This window comes from Burkholderia sp. Ac-20384, from assembly GCF_017104605.1.
GTDB classification, from domain to species: Bacteria; Pseudomonadota; Gammaproteobacteria; order Burkholderiales; family Burkholderiaceae; genus Burkholderia; species Burkholderia lata.
In genome coordinates, this window is sequence record NZ_JAAGPE010000069.1 from 22,711 (window position 1) to 40,877 (window position 18,167).

At 62.1% G+C, this 18,167-nt stretch carries 22 protein-coding genes; 10 read left to right on the plus strand and 12 right to left on the minus strand.

Going from position 1 to position 18,167, the window contains the following annotated elements:
- Positions 1-81 precede the first annotated feature (81 nt).
- Both G3O00_RS15840 and G3O00_RS15845 read left to right on the plus strand, forming a co-directional pair.
- Entirely contained in the window at positions 82-936 is an 855-nt protein-coding gene (locus G3O00_RS15840) for a DJ-1/PfpI family protein (RefSeq protein ID WP_206143535.1), read from the plus strand.
- A gap of 124 nt (positions 937-1,060) precedes the next feature.
- A complete protein-coding gene (locus tag G3O00_RS15845; RefSeq protein ID WP_174929297.1) occupies positions 1,061-1,543 on the plus strand; it encodes a DUF4440 domain-containing protein in 483 nt (160 codons plus the stop codon).
- A gap of 93 nt (positions 1,544-1,636) precedes the next feature.
- Here G3O00_RS15845 and G3O00_RS15850 read toward each other — a convergent pair whose 3' ends face one another.
- Positions 1,637-2,584 carry a GlxA family transcriptional regulator gene (locus tag G3O00_RS15850; protein ID WP_174929296.1) on the minus strand — a complete coding sequence of 316 codons (948 nt, stop codon included), beginning with the start codon at positions 2,582-2,584 and terminating at the stop codon, positions 1,637-1,639.
- Positions 2,585-2,842: 258 nt separating this feature from the next.
- Between G3O00_RS15850 and G3O00_RS15855 the strand changes: the two genes are divergently transcribed.
- Positions 2,843-3,454: a GNAT family N-acetyltransferase gene (locus G3O00_RS15855; protein WP_206143536.1), complete on the plus strand. Its 612-nt coding sequence runs from the start codon at positions 2,843-2,845 to the stop codon at positions 3,452-3,454.
- 41 nt (positions 3,455-3,495) lie between these two features.
- Here the strand turns inward: G3O00_RS15855 and G3O00_RS15860 are convergent, their stop codons facing one another.
- The 4 genes from G3O00_RS15860 to G3O00_RS15875 all read right to left on the minus strand — a co-directional run bounded on the left by G3O00_RS15860 (position 3,496) and on the right by G3O00_RS15875 (position 7,761).
- Entirely contained in the window at positions 3,496-4,071 is a 576-nt protein-coding gene (locus G3O00_RS15860) for an AraC family transcriptional regulator (protein WP_206143537.1), read from the minus strand.
- The gene (locus G3O00_RS15865; protein ID WP_206143538.1) at positions 4,072-4,959 is read right to left on the minus strand and encodes a hypothetical protein; all 888 of its coding nucleotides are present in this window, start codon (positions 4,957-4,959) and stop codon (positions 4,072-4,074) included.
- Between the two features lie 71 nt (positions 4,960-5,030).
- Positions 5,031-6,149, minus strand: a complete 1,119-nt coding sequence (locus tag G3O00_RS15870; protein WP_174929290.1) for a porin — start codon at positions 6,147-6,149, stop codon at positions 5,031-5,033.
- Positions 6,150-6,219: 70 nt separating this feature from the next.
- A complete protein-coding gene (locus tag G3O00_RS15875; protein ID WP_206143539.1) occupies positions 6,220-7,761 on the minus strand; it encodes a PTS transporter subunit EIIC in 1,542 nt (513 codons plus the stop codon).
- Between the two features lie 316 nt (positions 7,762-8,077).
- Between G3O00_RS15875 and murQ the strand changes: the two genes are divergently transcribed.
- Positions 8,078-8,983 carry an N-acetylmuramic acid 6-phosphate etherase gene (murQ, locus tag G3O00_RS15880; RefSeq protein ID WP_206143540.1) on the plus strand — a complete coding sequence of 302 codons (906 nt, stop codon included), beginning with the start codon at positions 8,078-8,080 and terminating at the stop codon, positions 8,981-8,983.
- A gap of 89 nt (positions 8,984-9,072) precedes the next feature.
- Positions 9,073-9,840: a GntR family transcriptional regulator gene (locus tag G3O00_RS15885; RefSeq protein WP_241025165.1), complete on the plus strand. Its 768-nt coding sequence runs from the start codon at positions 9,073-9,075 to the stop codon at positions 9,838-9,840.
- 49 nt (positions 9,841-9,889) lie between these two features.
- Here the strand turns inward: G3O00_RS15885 and G3O00_RS15890 are convergent, their stop codons facing one another.
- From G3O00_RS15890 to G3O00_RS15915, 6 genes are all read right to left on the minus strand, one after another.
- Positions 9,890-10,438 carry a glutathione peroxidase gene (locus G3O00_RS15890; RefSeq protein ID WP_206143549.1) on the minus strand — a complete coding sequence of 183 codons (549 nt, stop codon included), beginning with the start codon at positions 10,436-10,438 and terminating at the stop codon, positions 9,890-9,892.
- Positions 10,439-10,744: 306 nt separating this feature from the next.
- The gene (locus G3O00_RS15895) at positions 10,745-11,071 is read right to left on the minus strand and encodes an EthD family reductase (RefSeq protein ID WP_206143550.1); all 327 of its coding nucleotides are present in this window, start codon (positions 11,069-11,071) and stop codon (positions 10,745-10,747) included.
- A 264-nt stretch (positions 11,072-11,335) separates the two neighbouring features.
- Positions 11,336-11,752: a hypothetical protein gene (locus tag G3O00_RS15900; protein WP_206143542.1), complete on the minus strand. Its 417-nt coding sequence runs from the start codon at positions 11,750-11,752 to the stop codon at positions 11,336-11,338.
- A gap of 191 nt (positions 11,753-11,943) precedes the next feature.
- The gene (locus G3O00_RS15905; RefSeq protein WP_206143543.1) at positions 11,944-12,300 is read right to left on the minus strand and encodes a hypothetical protein; all 357 of its coding nucleotides are present in this window, start codon (positions 12,298-12,300) and stop codon (positions 11,944-11,946) included.
- Between the two features lie 141 nt (positions 12,301-12,441).
- Positions 12,442-12,903 carry a lysozyme inhibitor LprI family protein gene (locus tag G3O00_RS15910; RefSeq protein WP_241025166.1) on the minus strand — a complete coding sequence of 154 codons (462 nt, stop codon included), beginning with the start codon at positions 12,901-12,903 and terminating at the stop codon, positions 12,442-12,444.
- A 321-nt stretch (positions 12,904-13,224) separates the two neighbouring features.
- Positions 13,225-13,689, minus strand: a complete 465-nt coding sequence (locus tag G3O00_RS15915) for a GNAT family N-acetyltransferase (RefSeq protein WP_206143544.1) — start codon at positions 13,687-13,689, stop codon at positions 13,225-13,227.
- Positions 13,690-13,839: 150 nt separating this feature from the next.
- Here G3O00_RS15915 and G3O00_RS15920 point away from each other — a divergent pair, with 150 nt between their 5' ends.
- The 3 genes from G3O00_RS15920 to G3O00_RS15930 all read left to right on the plus strand — a co-directional run bounded on the left by G3O00_RS15920 (position 13,840) and on the right by G3O00_RS15930 (position 16,308).
- The gene (locus G3O00_RS15920; protein ID WP_011349937.1) at positions 13,840-14,502 is read left to right on the plus strand and encodes a GntR family transcriptional regulator; all 663 of its coding nucleotides are present in this window, start codon (positions 13,840-13,842) and stop codon (positions 14,500-14,502) included.
- Complete coding sequence (locus G3O00_RS15925) at positions 14,486-15,727, plus strand: dicarboxylate/amino acid:cation symporter (RefSeq protein WP_063712405.1); 1,242 nt, start codon at positions 14,486-14,488, stop codon at positions 15,725-15,727. Before G3O00_RS15920 ends, G3O00_RS15925 begins: the two co-directional genes overlap by 17 nt.
- 176 nt (positions 15,728-15,903) lie before the next feature.
- Positions 15,904-16,308 carry a hypothetical protein gene (locus tag G3O00_RS15930; RefSeq protein WP_206143545.1) on the plus strand — a complete coding sequence of 135 codons (405 nt, stop codon included), beginning with the start codon at positions 15,904-15,906 and terminating at the stop codon, positions 16,306-16,308.
- A gap of 383 nt (positions 16,309-16,691) precedes the next feature.
- On the opposite strand, the gene G3O00_RS15935 is transcribed toward G3O00_RS15930, so the two are convergent.
- A complete protein-coding gene (locus tag G3O00_RS15935; RefSeq protein WP_206143546.1) occupies positions 16,692-17,006 on the minus strand; it encodes a hypothetical protein in 315 nt (104 codons plus the stop codon).
- A 202-nt stretch (positions 17,007-17,208) separates the two neighbouring features.
- On the opposite strand from G3O00_RS15935, the gene G3O00_RS15940 reads away from it, so the two are divergent.
- Together G3O00_RS15940 and G3O00_RS15945 are read left to right on the plus strand one after the other, a co-directional pair.
- Positions 17,209-17,424 carry a hypothetical protein gene (locus G3O00_RS15940; RefSeq protein WP_206143547.1) on the plus strand — a complete coding sequence of 72 codons (216 nt, stop codon included), beginning with the start codon at positions 17,209-17,211 and terminating at the stop codon, positions 17,422-17,424.
- Positions 17,425-17,836: 412 nt separating this feature from the next.
- On the plus strand, positions 17,837-18,167 hold a 331-nt coding region (locus tag G3O00_RS15945; protein WP_206143548.1), incomplete at its 3' end, for a substrate-binding domain-containing protein.

Here is an 18,167-nt window from a genome sequence, read left to right on the forward strand (position 1 = left end):
CGCCTTGAGTCGCGGCGGTTATTCCATCCGGCCCAGCCTGGTTGCGCTCGCAGCGGGGCCGGCGTGCAAGGAGAATTGATCTTGACCGACAGTAGCGAAAACAACTCTTCAGGACAGCCACTCACCAGAGCCGGTCGTTCGCGCCGCGATGTGCTCAAGTTTGGCAGCATCGCCACGCTCGGCGCCGTCCTCGGTGGCGGAGCCCTGCTTGGGCAGGCCACGCCTGCGCTTGCCCAGCCAGGCAGCGACGGAGCACTTGCCCCGAACGACCCGCTCAATATCCTGATCGTCAATTACGACGGCGGGACGCTGCTCGACTTCGCCGGCCCCAGCGAGATCTTCCATCGGCTACCGAATACGAACGTTCGCTACGCGAGCCTCAACGGTGGCAACGTGACGCTCGAATTCGGCGTCGTGTACGGCAAGACCGAGCGGCTGGCCGATATCGACAAGACAGACGTGCTCCTGGTCCCCGGCGGGTCCGATCTGTCCGCGCCGATGCAACCCGCGTATCAAGCGCAGATCCGGCGCCTGGCAGAGAGCGCGAAGCACGTGACGTCGGTCTGCAACGGATCGCTCGTGCTCGCCGCAACGGGCGTTCTCAAGGGCAAGCGAAGCGCCTGCCATTGGGCCTTCGTCAACAAGCTGGCCGAATATGGCGCCATTCCCGTGCCCGATCGCTTCGTCGAAGACGACAACGGCCGGTTCATGAGCGGCGGCGGCGTGACGGCGGGCATCGACTTCGCGCTGCGCGTGGCGGCGAAACTGCGCGGTCGGGAAGCCGCCGAATTCACGCAGCTCGTGATCGAATATGATCCCGCGCCGCCGTTCCACTCGGGCCATCCGAGAAATGCGCGGCCGGAAGTCGTCGCGATGGTCGACAAGGAACTGCCTGGTGCATCGAGGGGGCTCGCGCGCATACCAGGCGTTCGCTGAAACGCTGGCAGGCAATGTGACCCGCCCATCTACAGACTGCAAGGAATACCGCAACCGACATTGCCGGCCTCATCCTTCTATTTTCGTAGTCCTCTCCATTCAAGCCATGCTCGGACATCACTCGATGCAAAAGACTCGTATTTTCACAGCTGCTCTTGCAGCCTGCGCCACCTTTTTCGCGTTTGCAGCGCCGGCCACTGCCGCCAGTTCGCAACGCCCGCCCGAAGCGGCCATCAAGGCCGAGAATGCACGATGGGCGGATGCCTTTGCGCGAGGGGATTACGAGGCGATCGGCCGCCTCTACACCCACGACGGCACGCTCTTGCCGCCCGGAGGCGACAAGATAACGGGGAGCAGCGCGATCGTCGGGTACTTCACCAACGGGTATGCTGGATCGAAGCCCGCCACCGTATCGTTCAGCAACTACGAGTTCTACGGTAACGACCGGATCGTGACGGAGGTATCGGATGCGGAAATCCATGACCACGATGGCAAGCTCAAATACCGCGGCAAGCAGATTCTCATCTTTCTGAAAGAGGGCGGCGCATGGAAGTTGCATCGCGACATGTGGAACGATTACGGTCCGCTGACGACGGATGGCCATTGAGCATCTGGCGAAACGAATAGTGACCTGCCCACCGCGTCGCTAGTCCGTTAGAAGGACGCTGGCCCGGCAGCGCGCTGATCGGCCGGCGGTCGCTCAGCGCGCGCCGTTCGATCGGCTCTCGCGTCGAATCGCTTGCGGTGGATGCCCGTGCAGTTTGATGAAGGCCCGCCGCATCCGTTCCGGGTCGGTGAACCCGACCGCCAGCGCAATCTGTTCGATCGGTTCGCTGCCGCCCTGCAGGCGCAGCCGCGCCGCTTCGACGCGCAAGCGCTCGACCGCCTTGGCAGGTGTTTCACCGGTTTCCCGGCGAAATGCGCGCCCGAACTGTCGCAGGCTCAAACTTGCGGCTTCGGCGAGCCGTTCGACCGGCAACGCTTCGGCCAGATGTTCCCTCGCAAAATTCAGCGCGATGCGGATGCGATCCGATTCCGGCTCCATCTGCGACATGGCCGAGAATTGGGACTGACCGCCAGGCCGACGATACGGAACAACCAGGAGCCGGGAGACAGTGCGTGCCACCTCCGCGCCCATATCTCTTTCAATCATGCCGAGCGCCAGGTCGATTCCGGACGCGATGCCCGCCGACGTCCAGATGCGGCCCTCCTCGATATAGATACTGTCGCCCTCGACCCGGGTGCGCGGGAAGCGCGACTGCAATTGCGCTGCGTATCGCCAGTGTGTCGTCGCTCTCAAACCGTCCAGCAAGCCGGTTTCTGCAAGCAGAAACGCCCCCGTACACACGCTGGCCACCCGCGCGGCCCGCGCGCCCAGCTTCCTGGCGGCGGCGATGTTCTCCGGTGTCTGCATCGGGTCGACATCGCCGCCCACGAACACGACGGTGTCGAACGTGCGCCTTCCGATCAGCTTCGTTTCGATCGACAGGCCCGTATTGCCCGTAACCGGGCCGCCCGACTGCGAGACGACATGGAGATCATAGGGTGTGTGGCCCGCCGCCGTGGCGACCTGGTTGAAGGCCGACAGCGGCCCGCCCAGATCGAGCGCATCGTAGCCACGACAAACGAAGAATCCGATTCGATGCATGACGAAGTCGTTGACTGAAAACCCCGGAAAGTCGCATTTTATCGAGAACCCTCAAATAGCGCCATTCAGCCTGAAATGAGGGAAAAACGTCGTTGACGTCGTGATCGATTGTCCGTATATCCGCTTGGACTCGAAGTCGGCAGAGCAACTTTTTCAGCAGCATCTGCGCCCTCCCTGCCGAGGAATCGAATCATGCGCTACGCTGCGAGCGACACCACCCCGTTCCCCCCGCAACTTTCTCTCTGAGTTGCTCCAAACATGCACGATAAAGAATTGAAGGTGACCTCGCTGCCACATCGGTTTCTCGAAGCATCACTGGCTTTGCTCAATTCGGCGTTCGAGCAAGACCCTACGCTCGGCTGGTGCCTGTTCGCCGGAAGCCCGGGATTCGACGAGCGGCGGGCAAACTATCTCGAGTGCTACCTGAAGTATCACTACGATGCCCGCATGCCGGCATTGGGCGCGTGGCGCAATAACGACCTTGTTGCGGTCAGCTACTTCGCACCAGCCTCCAGCAGCGAATCGCCCCGCATGCTTGCGGAGCTGGGGCGCGGTATCGCGATCGGTTGCGGCGCATCATCATTGAGCAGGATCGATTTGCTTCGCGACACTCCGCCCGCGAATTCACCGGACACGGATTGCAGCCGGATCGAATTCATCGGTGTCTCCCCGGTTCGGCAAGGCGAAGGAATCGGATCGGTGCTTCTCGGTGCGACGTTGTCACATCTTCGGGACATCGATCCGTCGGCGAAAATATCGCTGGAAACGGCTGAGCCGCGCAATATCCCGTTCTATGCGCGCCACGGGTTTTCCGTCAAGGAGCGGATGGAATATGCCGGACTGACGCAATACAGATTGCAGACCATCTAACCGCTGACATCGGCCCGGCCTGAATCGGCGTCACTCCCACCCTACTCCGCATTCACCTTTCGCCACTGCATCGGCGACATCTCGTACCGTCCGCGAAACGCCCGACTGAACGCCGCTTCCGACGTATATCCGACACGACCGGCAATATCCGAAATCGGCGCGCGGCTGTACCGCAACAACTCCGCCGCCCGATCGAGGCGCCAGGTCGTGAGATAGCTCAACGGTGCCTGCCCCACGACACGCTGGAACCGGTCCGCGAAAGCCGACCGCGACAGATTCGACAACTCGGCGAGATCACTCACGCTCCACGCGCGTCCGGGATCGGCATGAATCGCTGACATCGCCGGGTTGATCCGGCCATCGATCGCACCGGACAGCCACCCGTGCCCTGCCGCGCCCTCCGTCGCCCAGGTGCGCAGCAACTGGACGAAGATGACATCCAGCAATCGGGAGATCATCGCGGCGGCGCCCGCGCGCGGGCTCAACGCCTCGTCGAGGATGAAATGGCAGCTCAGTTCCAGCCACTCGAACGGCCGTTCCCGCAACCCTTTCAGCACCAGCACCGGCGGCAGCACGGACAGCAACCGTTGCGACAGCCGGTCAGCCCTCTCCTTCAATCAATTGCCTGCGCCGAGACCATCCAGCAACGTCTGCGTCACGCCGACCCATTCACCGGCTCCGCCATTGCTGCTGTTGTATTCGACCGCGGGGTTCTGCCCGCCCCAGATCACGAACCCGCTCGCCGTCGTGCCCCTGATGTCGTTCAGCAGGTATTGCCACTGGCTGCCCGGCACGAGCACGGTGTTCCGGTCGTAGTACTGCGGCCACAGATACGGGAACACCGGATGCGTTCCCGTGCTGCTCAACGCATCCGCCTGTGCGGCCGATGCGATGTTGCGATTGAGCTGCGTCGCCCAGTCCACGCCCGTCCACGAATCGGTCCCGTTCGCGCGAATGTATGCGCTCGGGAAATGCGCGGTACGCCCGCCATCGAGGTCCATCAGTTCGGCCACGCCCCGATACGCGGCATTCGGATCGGTGCTGCTGATGTGCGCGGTGTTGACGAGCCCGTACCAGCCGAGCACACGATTGGGCCGCACTTCGCGCGCCCATGCCTGCAGCTGCTTGAGTATGGCCAGGTGATTCGCGACCGTCGCGCTGCTGCCGGTCAGGTACAGCTCCTCGCAATCGAGCACGAGATAGCCCGGCGCGTCGGCGGGCGTCGGATCGTACGTGTTGATCAGGTTGACCCACGCGCTGCGGGACGGCAGCACGGCGCGACCGCTCGCGTCGACCGTGATCGGCTTGCAGTACCGCGCCGGGATGAAATTGATTTTGACGGCGCCGTGGCCGATCGACACGTCCGTATAAGCCGTGTTGTCCAGCACGGTGAACAGTCCGGCGGCCAGCGCCCCGGGTGCGGCAATGCACGCGCCCAGGGCCAGCAGCGCGACGGGAAGACCGATCCGCGCGGCGGCCCGGCGAACGAATCCGATTTTCTTCATGGTCATTACCTCGATCGTTGGATACAGGAAATCCGGCCCGGCATCCGTACCGGGCCGCTCGACGCCGCTCGTCAGAACAGCGTCTCCACGCCGGCATACAGGCCGCTCTGGCCTTGCCCCGGCGGCGGATTGGTGCCCCAGCCGGCGCCGCCCGGCCCGCGCCCGGGGTTCTGCGGATTCACGCCGAAATTCCCCTGCGCGCTGTTGAAGACGTGGGCCGCCATGCTGTAGAGGAAGGTGCGTTTCGACAGGTTGTACATGCAACCCACTCCGAGCATCGTCGTGCGCGCTGCGCCGTCGTGATCGTCGGTCCATCGCCCCGGCCCGACGCGCATCGTGTAGACGGCACCATGCACATGCAGCGCGGGATTGACGTCGTACGAGAGCCCTGCCCACCAGAGGTCGGCGCTATCCGACAGGCCCGCCGGCGTATCCGGCGCCGAATAGTGCGTGTAGGCGGCCTGGACCTGGAACGGGCCGTAGCGGTTGCGGATGCCGACGAACGCTTCACGCGAATAGCGGAACAGGTTGTCTTCCTTGCCCTGCGCGTTGCGAATCTCGTCCCACAGCACGCGCACCTGGAAATCGCCGTTCGTATAGGCGGCCGCGAAGCCGTCCGCCCGCCCGGCCTTGCCGGCATTGTTCGGATCGCCGGAATTGAAATTGACCGAACTGTTGCCGAGGTTCAGCTCCGCCTCGAACGAAAACCCGTGCAGGTCGGGAGACAGGTAGCGAATCCCGTTCGACAGCCGCGACCCGTTGCGATACGCAACGAACGACTGCGCGCCGAAGTTCTCTTCGAGCAGCGGGTCGAATTCCCACACGTAGTTGTTGACCATCGGCCCCTGGCCGAAGCGGATCGTGCCGAGCCGATCGTTCTTCAGCGCCACCCACGCGGCGCGCTGGAACATCAGCCCGGCCACGAGCGAGCCGGTCGGCGTGAACGCCGACTCGAGCAGAAACATCGCGTGATTGCCGTTCCCGAGATCCTCGGTTCCCTTGAAACCCAGGATGTTGACGCCCCAGTCGCTGCCCTCCGCCCATCTCGCGCCCGCGCCGCCGTTCGCCTTCTGCACGTTCGACGTGTACTGCACGTCCCCGCCCAGCCGGCCCCATACGAGCACGCTCGACTGCGCATGCGCGAACGCGGCCCACGACAGCGCCACGCCCAACAGAATCCCACGCTTCATGATTTAGTTATTCGAATTTATGAGAACAGCATGCCCGGGCGCACCCCGTCGCCCGGCGGTCGATACCCCGTTACAGCGCGGCCGCGACCGCGGGCTGGCGCTCCGTGCCGTCCACGCCGCTCGTGCCGTCGGCGCGCCGCTGCGCGTCGCTCAGGCCGAAGAACCAGGTCAGCACGAAGCCGCTCGAATACGCGACCGCCACCGCCGCGCAGTAGGTCGCGACGCTCGCCACGAGCCCCATCGGCCCTGTGACGAGCGGGATCAGCATCAGGTTGGCCGGGCCAATCGTCGTCGCGCCCACGTCGTGCCCGTGCGCGGCGCAATAGCCGAGCACGAGCGCGCCCATCCCGCCGCCCAGCGATGCCGTGATCAGCGGGCGGCCGAGCGGCAGCGTGACGCCGTACAGCAGCGGCTCGCTCACACCGAGCATGCAGGTCGGCAACGTATTCCGGATCGTCTGCTTCAGGCGCGGGTCCCGCGTGCGGAAATACAGCGCGAACGCGGCGCCCGCCTGCCCGCATCCGGACATCGCGAGAATCGGGAACAGCGCGGTGTAGCCGTACTGCGCGATCAGTTGCGCGTGGATCGGAATCAGCGCCTGATGCAGGCCGAACATCAACAGGCCCACGAACGACGCAGCCAGCACGAACGCGGCCGGCATGCCGCCCGCGCGCAGCAAGGTCGCGGTCAGGCTGCCGACCGCCTGCGTCAGCAACTCCGCAACCGGCATGATCACGAACAGCGTTGCGATACCCGCGAGCCCCAGCGCGACGGTCGGCGCGAGCAATGTCTGGGCGGCCGAGGCGATACGCGCGCGCACGCTGCGCTCGATGCCGGCCGTCAAGGCGCCGGCCAGCAGCGCGCCCATCAATCCACCCTGCCCGGGCTTCAGTGCGATTTCGCCGATGATCGGCAGCGCGAATGCGGGCAGCTTCGCGATCGCGGGCAGGATCAGGATGCCCGCGGTCGCACCGCCGAGGCATGGCGTGCCGCCAAACTCGGCGGCCGCGTTCATGCCGACCTGGATGACGAGGAACGCGAAAAACGCCGAACCGACGATCGATGCGACCGTCGCGGCGAACGTCAGCGTACCGGCTCCTCCGGCAGGCGCCTGCGCCACCCAGACCTTCAACAGCCCGGCGATCGCGTTGAGCAGTCCCGCGCCGATCAGTGCAGGGATGAGTGGCGTGAAGATGCTCGCGATGCGCCGCAAGAACCGGTGCGCAGCCGTGTTCCTGCGGGCGGGGCGACCTACCGGCTCGCGCGTACCGGTAGCCGGCGCGGTCGCAGCAGTCACGGCGGCCGGGCGGCCGACATCGGCCGATGCGGCCTCGGCTTGCGTCGGCTGCTCGGCCAGCACGGCGGCAAAGGCGGCCGACGCCTGCGCGACCGCCCCCGGGCCGATCACGATCTGCAGGGGTTCGCCGGGCACGACGCCCAGCACCGCCGGCAATGCCTTCAGCGCGGCAACGTCGGCCCGGTCGGGATCGACGAGCACCAGGCGCAGGCGTGTCATGCAATGAAAATGACGGCGGACGTTCGACGCCCCGCCGATCGCCCCGAGTATTGCGCGAGCCAGCGCGTCGAATCGCGCGCTCTCATCCGAAGTCATGCCTTGCTCCTACAGATCGGTCCGTTGAATCACGCCTGCCCGCCGCTCAGGGCGGCTCACACAGGCTCCATGCGAAAGGTATGGATTCGCAATAATTGGACCGTACCAAATATCAAGAAACTCGCAAAATCGTTCTTCTGATATCGATATTCCACGTTTGGAGAATTTTCACGAAACCCTCGTGTTCACGGGGCCTTACCAGTTGACTCGCAGCTCGCCGTCCGGCTCGCGGAGCGATCATAGCCGCCATACCTGTTTCAAAACATGTCCGTACCAATTATCATGAGACGAACTTCTTCCGGGAGAGCGGACGGCCATGCATCTGGAGCACCTTGTCACCGAGCAGCCCAACGGGCAAAGCGCGAATCTCGACGCGCTCGGTATCCCTGACGCCCTGGCGCTGATGAACCGCGAGGACGCCGGCATCGCAGCGCGCGTCGCGCACGCGCTGCCCGCGATCGCTTCCGGCGTGGCGGTGATTGCCGATGCGCTGCGCGCGGGCGGGCGGCTGATCTACATCGGCGCCGGCAACAGCGGCCGCATCGGTTATCTCGATGCACTCGAATGCCAGCCCACGTTCGGCACGCAGCCGGGCGAGATCATCGGCATCGTCGCGGGCGGGTTCGCGGGCATCACGGAATCGGTCGAGGATTCGGACACGCTTGGCCGCCAGGATCTCGACGCGGCCCGGCTCGCGCGCGGCGACGTGGTCGTCGGGCTTACCGCGAGCGGACGCACGCCGTACGTGCTCGGCGCGCTGCGTCATGCGCGAGACACCGGATGCCGGACCATTGCCGTCGCGTGCAACGTGGGCAGCGAGGCGGCCGCGCTCGCGGACGTGGCGATCGAGGTCGACTGCGGCCCCGAGGTGCTGACAGGCTCGACGCGACTGAAGGCCGGCACTGCGCAGAAAATGATCTGCAACATGCTGTCGACGGTTTCGATGGTGGCGCTCGGCAAGACGTACGGCAACCTGATGGTTGACGTCCAGGTTCATAATCACAAGCTTCGCCGGCGGGCGATCGGCATCGTGTCGCAAGCGGCCGGCGTGCCCGCCGACGTGGCGGAGCGCGCGCTCGAGCAGGCCGGCGACCGGCCTCGCATCGCGATCCTCATGCTCTGCGCGGGTGTCGACCGAGCCGGCGCAGAGCGGCTGGCCGATGCCGCTGGCGGCTCGATCCGCAAGGCGCTCGCGACACTTGCACCCTCTACGCGTGCATGACGCCCGCACAAACCGCAACGACCCGTATGAAACCTTCAAATCCGATGCCGCGCGGCCGGCCCCGTGTCCGACCGGCCGGCCTGACCGACTTGTTCGACGCCACCCGGGCGGCGGAACTCCGCGCGCCGGGTGGCGACGGCGAATCGTCGATCTCGATGCGTCTCGCCCGCCTGCTGCGCGAGGCGATCGTCGAGGGCCGGCTGAAGACCGGAGAAAGCCTGCCGCCGGAACGCGAACTCGCCGAACACTTCCAGGTATCGCGGGACACCGTGCGGCGCGCGATCGACCGACTCACGCGGCAAGGCCTGATCGAATCCCGACGAGGCGCGGGCACGTTCGTCGCCGCCAGGGTCGAGCAGCAGCTCGCGCGGATCACCAGCTTCTCGGACGACATGCTGCGCCGCGGGCTCACGCCCGGGTCGCAGTGGATCAGGAGAACACTCGACCGCCCGACGCCCGACGAACTGCTCGCGCTCGGCCTCGCGCCGGACGCGCAGGTGTTGCGCCTCGAACGCGTCAGAACGGCGGACGCGGTGCCGATGGCCATCGAGCGCGCGACACTGCCGGCCGCACTGCTCGACTACAACGTCGATTTCGGCGAGTCGCTCTATCGCGCACTGCAGGACGCCAACGTCCAGCCCGGACGAGCGATCCAGCGCCTGCGGGCCGAGCTGGCGTCGGCCCGCGATGCCGAGCTGCTAGGTATTGGCACGGGCGATCCCGTGCTTTCCATCGAGCGCCGCTCGTTTTCGAGCGAAGGCTCTCCGCTCGAACTGACACGCTCGCTGTATCGCGGCGATCGCTACGACTATGTCGCGGTGCTCGAGCAACCGGCAGGCGGTGCCACAACGGCATGAAGCAGATTCGACGCACGCACGCCAGGCTGATCGGCCGGCGTGCACCGGCTTACGCTGCCTTGGCAAGCTCCGCGTCGATGGCAGCGACCAGCTTCGGGTCGTCCGCGGTCGTATCGGGCGAAAAACGCGCGACCACTTCGCCCGTGCGGCTCACGAGAAACTTCTCGAAGTTCCACAGCACCTCGGGCGCCGGATTCGGTTGAATACCGTAGCCTTCGAGGCGCGTACGGAACGGGCCGTCACCGGTCGCCTGCGGCTGCGCCTGGGTGAGCAAGCGATAGAGCGGATGCTTGTCGTCGCCGATCACGGAAATTTTCGAGAACAACGGAAACTTCACGCCGAAGGTGCCGGTGCAGAAAGACTGGATTTCCGCATCGGTGCCCGGCTCCTGGCCTTTGAAGTTGTTGGCGGGAAACGCCAGCACTTCGAGGCCTTCGGCGCGCTTGCCTTCGTAGAGCGCTTCAAGACCTTCGTATTGCGGCGTCAGCCCGCATTTGGACGCCACGTTCACCACCAGCAGCACTTTGCCCTCGTACGGCCGCAGGGTTGTTTGCGCACCGTCGATCGCGTTGACAGGAATATCGTAAATCGTGCTCATGTCTGCATCCTTCAATGGATTGAATTGATTGGTGAACCGCTGGAGTCGCGGTGTATCGCGCTCGTTGGAAAACCTTGCGCGTCGTCGGCAAAGGCGCACGCTCGACGCGCGTGATCTGCCCGTAGCAGAGCCCTATCCTACTGCGATCGGTCAAGTTCTTGCTTGCAGGCGCGGGGAGCAGGGGCAGACTGGCGGCCTCGAAAGACGCCAGCCTTCGATACAACGTCTGAGCGCTTGCAAAAGCACCGCCTTGTTGCTGGGGTATGCCATATGCGGATGCGGTGCTTGGCGATATCCGAACTGTGGTCAGACTTCCGAACGCTCCACGACCACCTCGCTGATTTGAAGCACGGGTTGTATATCAGTGTAATTGGCGATGTCGGCCATGATCTCCTGCGCGTGCGGGTCGCGTGCTGCCTCGAAAGCTTCGACAGACGTGCAGACGAAGTCGCACTTGGCCACGTAAACAGGATCAGCACCCGGCGCACCGCCTGCGATGCCCTTGTCCACCGTGTAGTACAGACATGCAGCGCCGAGCCGCTGTTTCACCATTGGCATGTGCCTCTCGCGGTAGTAGGCATGATCGAATCGCGCGCCTGCGGCGTACGGGTACATGACACTGACTTTGATCATCGGGTTCTCCTGTTTGTTGCTGCACGGTAATCGAGGCACCGCCGCCCGCGAGACGAGATCGAGGTCGCCGATATAGGGCGTGGCGAAGGCTTCTTGCAGAATCGGCGTAATCGTCCTGCTGATTGTAAGCACCGGTGAACCCGTCTTGCCGGTTTGATGGCGCTGGGTGTCGAACGATACGGGAGCGGTTCGGTGATGTCGGACGCTTTGTGAATCGGCAATCGGGTGAGGACGCCTTTCAAACGGGATATCACTCGATAGTGCTCAGTTGTGTCGGGACGCGAAACCTGCGGCGGCCTCACGGATACGCGGAGACTGCGACGTGGCGGCCAGTTGACGCAGCGTGTCGAGTAACGAAATGCCGCCAACTTCTTGTATGCCTGCATTTAGCAGTCGGCCAACCATGCAGACACCGAACTCGCTGGGCTGTCGTGCGAGGGACCGAAGAAGCGCCTGCTCATAATTCGGCAGCGATTCGAGTCCGTGGAGAACGCCCCATATCACGCCAAAGCCGTCTTCCTCTGGGTAGCGCTCAAACACGCTCAGAAGCTCCGGTATCGCCTGTTCTGGATGCCCTGCCCGCCAGAGCTCCGTAACGAGCAAATCCAGGGCACGCCAGTTGTCGTCTTCAGGAACGAAGGTGGCGATGTCGTGAGCGATATCCGCGGTGGTTCGATACATGGAAAAGAGCGGCGTAATGTTTCGCTTGAGAAATCTGAATCTATCTCGACTGGCCGTGCACGGCCAGCCAGTCGAGCAACGAAACCGCATGCCAGCGAACGCTTCTGGCCGGAAGCTGCCCGATATGCCCGACCGAGTCGCTATCCCCTTGTTGGCTACGAGACGCCCAAAGGCGACACTTGGCGGCGCGCTTAGGTTGCTGTAGCCGGTCTGCCACAAACGGGACAAACGATGCGTTTGGCGTAGCTGACGAGCGTGAGCCCGCAGCATGTTCCCTCTTGACCCGGCCCGTGCCCCTCGTCGACAAATTCCCCGGGATATTGAGGCCGCGCAAGCACAAGAAGCGTCCAAGGTGATGGTGCAGCAGACGCCTCATTGAATCGATGAGCCTCTGCGAGCACGAGTTTGGCCGACTGCCATTCCGGACGTCCCACTTCGGTTTCGCGTGCCTCCAACGCCCGAGCGATCACTTCGACCAACTGCCGCTCCGGCAGTGAGGTCAGCGCTTCCACAAGTTCTTGATTGTGCAAAAAACTCATCGAATTCACGATCCTATCCAGTCAATGACGCGGCGACGGCAGTTGCACAGCCTTCAGATCGTCGCGGTCAGTGCTTCTTGGTTCGCCGCGTGACCCAGCCTCTCTCCGATATCCGTCAACCTGGTAGTGCTGTCTTCATCCAGCGCTGCGCTAATCATGGCTCACTTGCTTCAGCCAAGCGTTCAATTCACGCGTACGATCACGTGTTCTGTCAATTTCGCAAGTCAGTAGATCAAGATTGCGATCTGCGCCTGCCTCGTTTATCAGATACCAAGCGGTACACTCGTTGTCGAGAAAACGGACCCATTGCCGCTGCGCCTCGACAAATTTCACCTTGAGTGCCGGATAGTTGACGTACTCGTCACGTGGCCGAGACATCGACTTCAAAACCTTTTGGTAAGTGCGGTTCAGCTCGTCGTCTGCTTGCTGAAATTCATCCTGGCTACGCTGCAGCAAGCACTCGGGCGCCACGCTATCAGGTGTGCAACTCCGCGCTTGCGCAGCGGTGAACCACGAAAATGTCAGTGCCATGGCGACGCCAAGCGCTGCGCGACGGTGGCTGAACGCCGATACACGAATCTGCACGCTTGCTCCCATTCCTGTTTTTCCCATTCATGTTCCAATCGGAGTAATTCTGGCAGCGATCTCGATCGACAGCGACGACCGAAGCATATATCGTTGACTTGCTTTAAACAAGCGCGACCAACTTTGGAAAAGCCGATTGTCACCGAACGACACGGCCACGTCGAGTGACTGAAAATGGCCGTTGGCTGCCCCATCCAGGCAAGCCAGGGCACCTTCGATCGTTGATTTTTTCAGGTTGATCGCGGAAATCCATGGACATCAGACGCAATCGGAGACGGCTTAATGCAGAAGCCTGGACTAGACCACACAGACACCATCAGGTCGTCTGACGTCAGAAGCAGATGAAAATCAGCACTCGATCTGGCGCTGCATGAGATAGAACCTCATGTCGTCGCGCCCCTGCATTGAAATCGGTTTCGGATCACGATTAAAGCCGAGCATTTCGTAGAATGGGTACGCCGATTCGCGCGCCGTGCACCAGAGCAACATTCCACGCTGTTCGCGGACATGGCGAATGGATAGATTGACCAGAAGGCGTCCGAATCCCAGCCCCCGTACCGATGGATGCACGGCCATGCCGCGAAGGCGCCACGCATCAGTGTTCAATACACCGGATTGTCCTTCTTTACACACTGACGCCACAGCAACAATGCCGTCATTATCACGAACGGCAAAGTGCATTGTCGTTGGGGCAAGGTCTCCATTCAGAGCGCTCCCCTCCTCATCTCCGGCCATCAAGATTGCGGCCCTGAGGGGATAGGTTTCTTCCGCACGAACGGCGCAGATGGTAAAGCGCACATCTTGTGAAGTCATCTAATTATCAGCTCTCTTCGTGACGCAGATTTTCTTCCGGTTCTCTTTCAGCATACCCACTCGCAAAATTAGCAGTTGCCGGGCGTTACCAGTAAGGGTAATTTCCTATCTGTCATTTCTTTTCCAATCATACGCTAACTGCGATCACAGATGACTTCGAAAGTCTCGACAGATGCAGAGCTTGCCTACGACGAGATCCGATCGAGGATCTTTGACGGCCGCCTTGCGCCCGGGCAGAAAGTATCCCATCGAGGCCTGTCGGACGAACTCGGCTTCGGCCAAATGCCCGTACGCAGCGCATTGCATTTGCTCGAGTCCGAAGGGCTGGTTGTCGTGATCGAAAAGAGCGGGACCTATGTCGCATCGCCAACGACGAGTGATCTCCGCGAAATTTTTGAAATGCGGCTGGCCCTCGAAAGCACAGCTGCGTTTCTTGCCGCCCGATCGGGAGTCACGGCAGACCTTCGCGAGGCGGCACAGAAAATGCAGGTGCTGATCGACCAGGACGTCGCGGACATCATGCTCGAGCAACGTATCGGTTGGGTATTTCATCAAGCATTGTTTGCCGCCGCACGGAACGTGCGAATCTCATCGGCGTATGGTCTATTGCGGGCCCAAACCCTGGCGCTTAACGAACTCCCGCGTAGCGACGCTGAAACCGTTCGGCGCGGCACGATCGAGCACCTGCACATCTTTCACGCAATCGAAGCAAACGACGGCGAGCTTGCGCGTCAGCACATGTGGAATCACATCGTTGACGGCACACCCGCACGGATAAAACTACTAAAGGCGCGGCATGAACACGAAAAATAAGGGGCTTTCCCTTCCGATGCAAATGCTTGGCGGGCTTGTCCTGGGCGTCGCTTGCGGCGTGTTTGCGCCTGGCTTTGCCCCGAAGCTAAGCTTTTTGAGCGCAATGTTCGGCCACGCGATCAAGATGGTCGTCATGCCGTTGATTTTCCTGTCGGTCACGGTCGGCGTCTTTCGTGCGGGCCGGCTTCGCGAGCGGCTTGGAAAAGTCGCACTGTCCAGTATCGCCTTCTTCGTTTTGATGACTGGCCTGGCTGCATCGCTCGGCCTGCTGCTCAACTTTGCATTTCGACCGGGTCTCGGTGCGAGCGTCGCTCACACCGGGTCGATGCCCACGGCACTCGCGTCCAGCATCGACTGGACGAAATTTCTCGTTGATTTGATCCCCGCAAACATCGTCGCTGCGCTCGCGGCAGGGAATTCTCTCCCGGTACTCGTGTTCGGCGTAATTTTCGGTGCAGCATTGTCGGCTGCCCCGGAGCGTGCCGAGCCCGCGATTGCCGTTTTCGAGGCGCTGCTGTCGGGACTGTTCAAGATGACCCAGTGGGTGATCGCATGGTCGCCGCTCGCGATCTTCGCCGCGATCGCGCAGCTGTTGTCAGCCAAGGGCTTTGCCGGCGTGCACTCGCTTATCGAACTTCTGGGCGTCGCCTATCTCGGCATGGCGATTCTGGCGGTTGTACTCACCATCGTCATTCGCGTCGCCGGTCAGTCGCCTCTCGCCGTTCTCAGGAAGGTGAAGGAACCACTGATCCTTGGGTTCACGACGCGCTCGTCCGAAATTACCTACCCGCTGCATCTGAAGAAGCTGGTTGAATTCGGCGTTCCCCACGGCGTGGCGTCTACGATTTTGCCTCTTGCCTATATTTTCAATCGCGACGGCGCGGTCCTCTACACGGCTCTCGCGGTCGGCTATCTGGCCGACGCCTATCATCTTGCCTGGTCGTGGCCGCTGGCGATTACGATTTTGATTTTGACGATCATCACCATCGACGGAGCAGCCAATGTGCCCTCCGGGGCGATCGTAGCCATCACCATCGTTCTGACGTCGATCGGATTGCCGGCCGACGCGGTGCTGCTGCTGTTGGGTGTCGACGCCTTTTTCGACATGGGGAGAACCGCCCTCAACGTCTACGGGAGCACCGCGGCGGCGGCTGTTGCGGTGAAACTTTCCGGTACGGACGACAGTATCGCCGCAGAAACCGTGACTCGTCAGGCAAGCGTGTAAGTGCTTCGGAAGCTTCGGGCGGAGGGCGTTTCAATGTGTTGCGCCCGCCCATTGCAACGCGCTGGGGCACATCCACTCGAGCATCCAGGTAAGGCTCGGAAAACAGGATTGGATGAACGTTCGCTCTTATTCATCTTCAGTTGGTAGAGCGGCGTATCTTTTGCAGGGGAAACAGTATGGTTGGTTCAGAATCTGCAGAGTTTTTTATGCTGCGCTTGGGCACGCCGCATCCGACGTGGGCGTTGACCGATGACAGCAACATCATTGGCATTGGCGATTGTGACGGGGTGATGAGTGCCCTGTTCGAGCTCGATCGCAACCAAATCGCACGAATTAGAGGATTGGGGCAATCGGTGGAAAGAATCCGGTGTATTTGCGACCGCGCTGGCCGCGAGCTGAACTTTTATCTCCATGGCAGGCAGATGTCTCGAGGCGTGTGGGCCGGGGTCGCGTCGGCCGATCCTGACTATCTGCCGACTGACGCGATGATCGCAACCTGGAAAGTACCGAAGAAGCCTCACGATGCCTTCAAGTTTCCGAGCGTGAGTACCCGTCTGGTTGCATCCGCTTGCCCAGCCTAAACTGCGATCACAGATTATTGCGCAAGCTCGAGACGGAAAGGCCCCGATTTTCGGGACCGTTCGTTTGACACGACCGTCTGGCTGCACGCGCACGCCGTTCAGTGCCTACGGTTCTGGCACACTCAACCTCGGATCGCCAGGACCATTTTGCTGGCCAGTTCACCGGCCAGCGCTTTTCATTCGTGGGTATGTGATCGTTGAGCGACGCCCTTTCATCGCGAGGCTCAATCACGAGGCTATGCGAAAGCCCGCAAAAGCATCCCGCCAACAATGCAGCAGTACCAGCGCCGCACGTGACAAGACGCAACACGTGAAGCACGCCAAGCCCTGCGCCCACCCGTTCTGAGACCGATAACGCCGTCCGGTCAACCTCACTACGACGCTCACCGCATCGCCGCCCAAGTGCCCTGCTCGCCCCGGGCACTCCCCGTTCGAACAAAATCCGAAACATTGAGCGACACCGTATCGGCCTTCGCCTTTGAGCGCGTCTTCCGCGCGACTGCCAGGATCGGTGCCAAGTGCTCATAAAAGCATTCGAGCTGCCGCGCATCCGATGCCAATCGCTCAAGGTCGCACGCCTTTTCGAGAATCAATCGAGCAATATGAAAACGCTGAAGTCCGCGGCCGACTCGAATCTGAAACACGACGCCGTCGCTGCTATGCGGCACCCCCGCCCACACAAGCGAGCTGCAATCCATAAAGCCTCCGGAAAATCCTAATCGTCACATCAATATGCCAGCCATCTCCGACGCTGCATATTTGTATTTCAAAATTGTGGCGATTCATACATGGGCATATTCGCGAGATTGGAATATTGCGCCGCAGCAAAAGTGTCCGTAGACTGGGTTCGCGCGTCCGATGTAGTTGCCCCGCAGTCGCCCCATGACGGGAGAGCACGCCATGACGACTTCTTCACCAGCACTGAGCCAAGCGCCCCCGGCCCTCCATGTGTTCCAGCAAGACGGTGGTTGGCACTGGGGCATCACCGTTCCCCGCTCCGCGGGATCCGGCTTCAAACTGATCGCCTTCAGTACCGATATCTTTTCCACTGAGGACACGGCCCAACGCGACGGCGATCGAGCGTTGGCGTCCATCGTCGCAAGTGACGTGCATTGAACGTGGCGGATCGAGCAACTGCACTGTCCTTGAGTTTTCACAACCAACTGCCATACTCCTAACCCCCGTCGCCGCGAGACCCCGTACCGCGCCCGATGACGGACTCCGCCACTTGTCTCACCTACCCGATCGTCTGCGACGATCCAGGCCGGCCGCTCTCTTCCCGCGGCCCCGGTTGGGGTACGTTTCAATCAAGCTTCCGGCGGACGTCGTGCGAGAAAAATGCGGCACAGAGACTGCTGCACCCACGCCATGGCTCACCGTGTTTGAAAGCAATCGAGAGACGGTCACTACCGCAGTCAATCGACAGACGTTGCCGAAAGACGACCGGCAAATCCCACTCGACCCGTCAGACTTCTAAACCGAGGCCCGCTTGCGGGCCGGCATGCCGATAGCAGACAGGAGGCGTTACATGAACATCCGGATCTTGATTCCCTGCACCCTGGTTCTTGTTGCCCTCAGTGCTCACGCTGCGGATATCACCGGCGCGGGCAGCACATTTGCCGCACCGATCTACGCAAAGTGGGCCGATGCGTACAAGAAGTCGGGCGGTGGCAAGGTCAACTATCAAGGTATCGGCTCGTCGGGCGGCTTGAAGCAAATCAACGCGAAGACCGTCGATTTTGCCGGTTCGGACGCTCCGCTGAAGGATGACGAGCTTGCAAAGGAAGGCCTGTTCCAGTTCCCGACGGTGGTCGGCGGCGTGGTGCCGGTCATCAACGTGCCGGGCGTGAAGGCCGGTG

Bases quoted from the DNA above. Each gene is read 5' to 3' on its own strand.
- G3O00_RS15910 (WP_241025166.1), bottom strand. From the start codon at position 12,903: ATGGGAAAAACAGGAATGGGAGCAAGCGTGCAGATTCGTGTATCGGCG.
- G3O00_RS15920 (WP_011349937.1), top strand. From the start codon at position 13,840: ATGACTTCGAAAGTCTCGACAGATGCAGAGCTTGCCTACGACGAGATC.
- G3O00_RS15900 (WP_206143542.1), bottom strand. From the start codon at position 11,752: ATGTATCGAACCACCGCGGATATCGCTCACGACATCGCCACCTTCGTT.
- G3O00_RS15940 (WP_206143547.1), top strand. From the start codon at position 17,209: ATGACGACTTCTTCACCAGCACTGAGCCAAGCGCCCCCGGCCCTCCAT.
- G3O00_RS15845 (WP_174929297.1), top strand. From the start codon at position 1,061: ATGCAAAAGACTCGTATTTTCACAGCTGCTCTTGCAGCCTGCGCCACC.
- G3O00_RS15895 (WP_206143550.1), bottom strand. From the start codon at position 11,071: ATGATCAAAGTCAGTGTCATGTACCCGTACGCCGCAGGCGCGCGATTC.
- G3O00_RS15865 (WP_206143538.1), bottom strand. From the start codon at position 4,959: ATGAAGAAAATCGGATTCGTTCGCCGGGCCGCCGCGCGGATCGGTCTT.
- G3O00_RS15915 (WP_206143544.1), bottom strand. From the start codon at position 13,689: ATGACTTCACAAGATGTGCGCTTTACCATCTGCGCCGTTCGTGCGGAA.
- G3O00_RS15855 (WP_206143536.1), top strand. From the start codon at position 2,843: ATGCACGATAAAGAATTGAAGGTGACCTCGCTGCCACATCGGTTTCTC.
- G3O00_RS15850 (WP_174929296.1), bottom strand. From the start codon at position 2,584: ATGCATCGAATCGGATTCTTCGTTTGTCGTGGCTACGATGCGCTCGAT.
- G3O00_RS15875 (WP_206143539.1), bottom strand. From the start codon at position 7,761: ATGACTTCGGATGAGAGCGCGCGATTCGACGCGCTGGCTCGCGCAATA.
- G3O00_RS15935 (WP_206143546.1), bottom strand. From the start codon at position 17,006: ATGGATTGCAGCTCGCTTGTGTGGGCGGGGGTGCCGCATAGCAGCGAC.
- G3O00_RS15930 (WP_206143545.1), top strand. From the start codon at position 15,904: ATGGTTGGTTCAGAATCTGCAGAGTTTTTTATGCTGCGCTTGGGCACG.
- murQ (WP_206143540.1), top strand. From the start codon at position 8,078: ATGCATCTGGAGCACCTTGTCACCGAGCAGCCCAACGGGCAAAGCGCG.
- G3O00_RS15870 (WP_174929290.1), bottom strand. From the start codon at position 6,149: ATGAAGCGTGGGATTCTGTTGGGCGTGGCGCTGTCGTGGGCCGCGTTC.
- G3O00_RS15890 (WP_206143549.1), bottom strand. From the start codon at position 10,438: ATGAGCACGATTTACGATATTCCTGTCAACGCGATCGACGGTGCGCAA.
- G3O00_RS15925 (WP_063712405.1), top strand. From the start codon at position 14,486: ATGAACACGAAAAATAAGGGGCTTTCCCTTCCGATGCAAATGCTTGGC.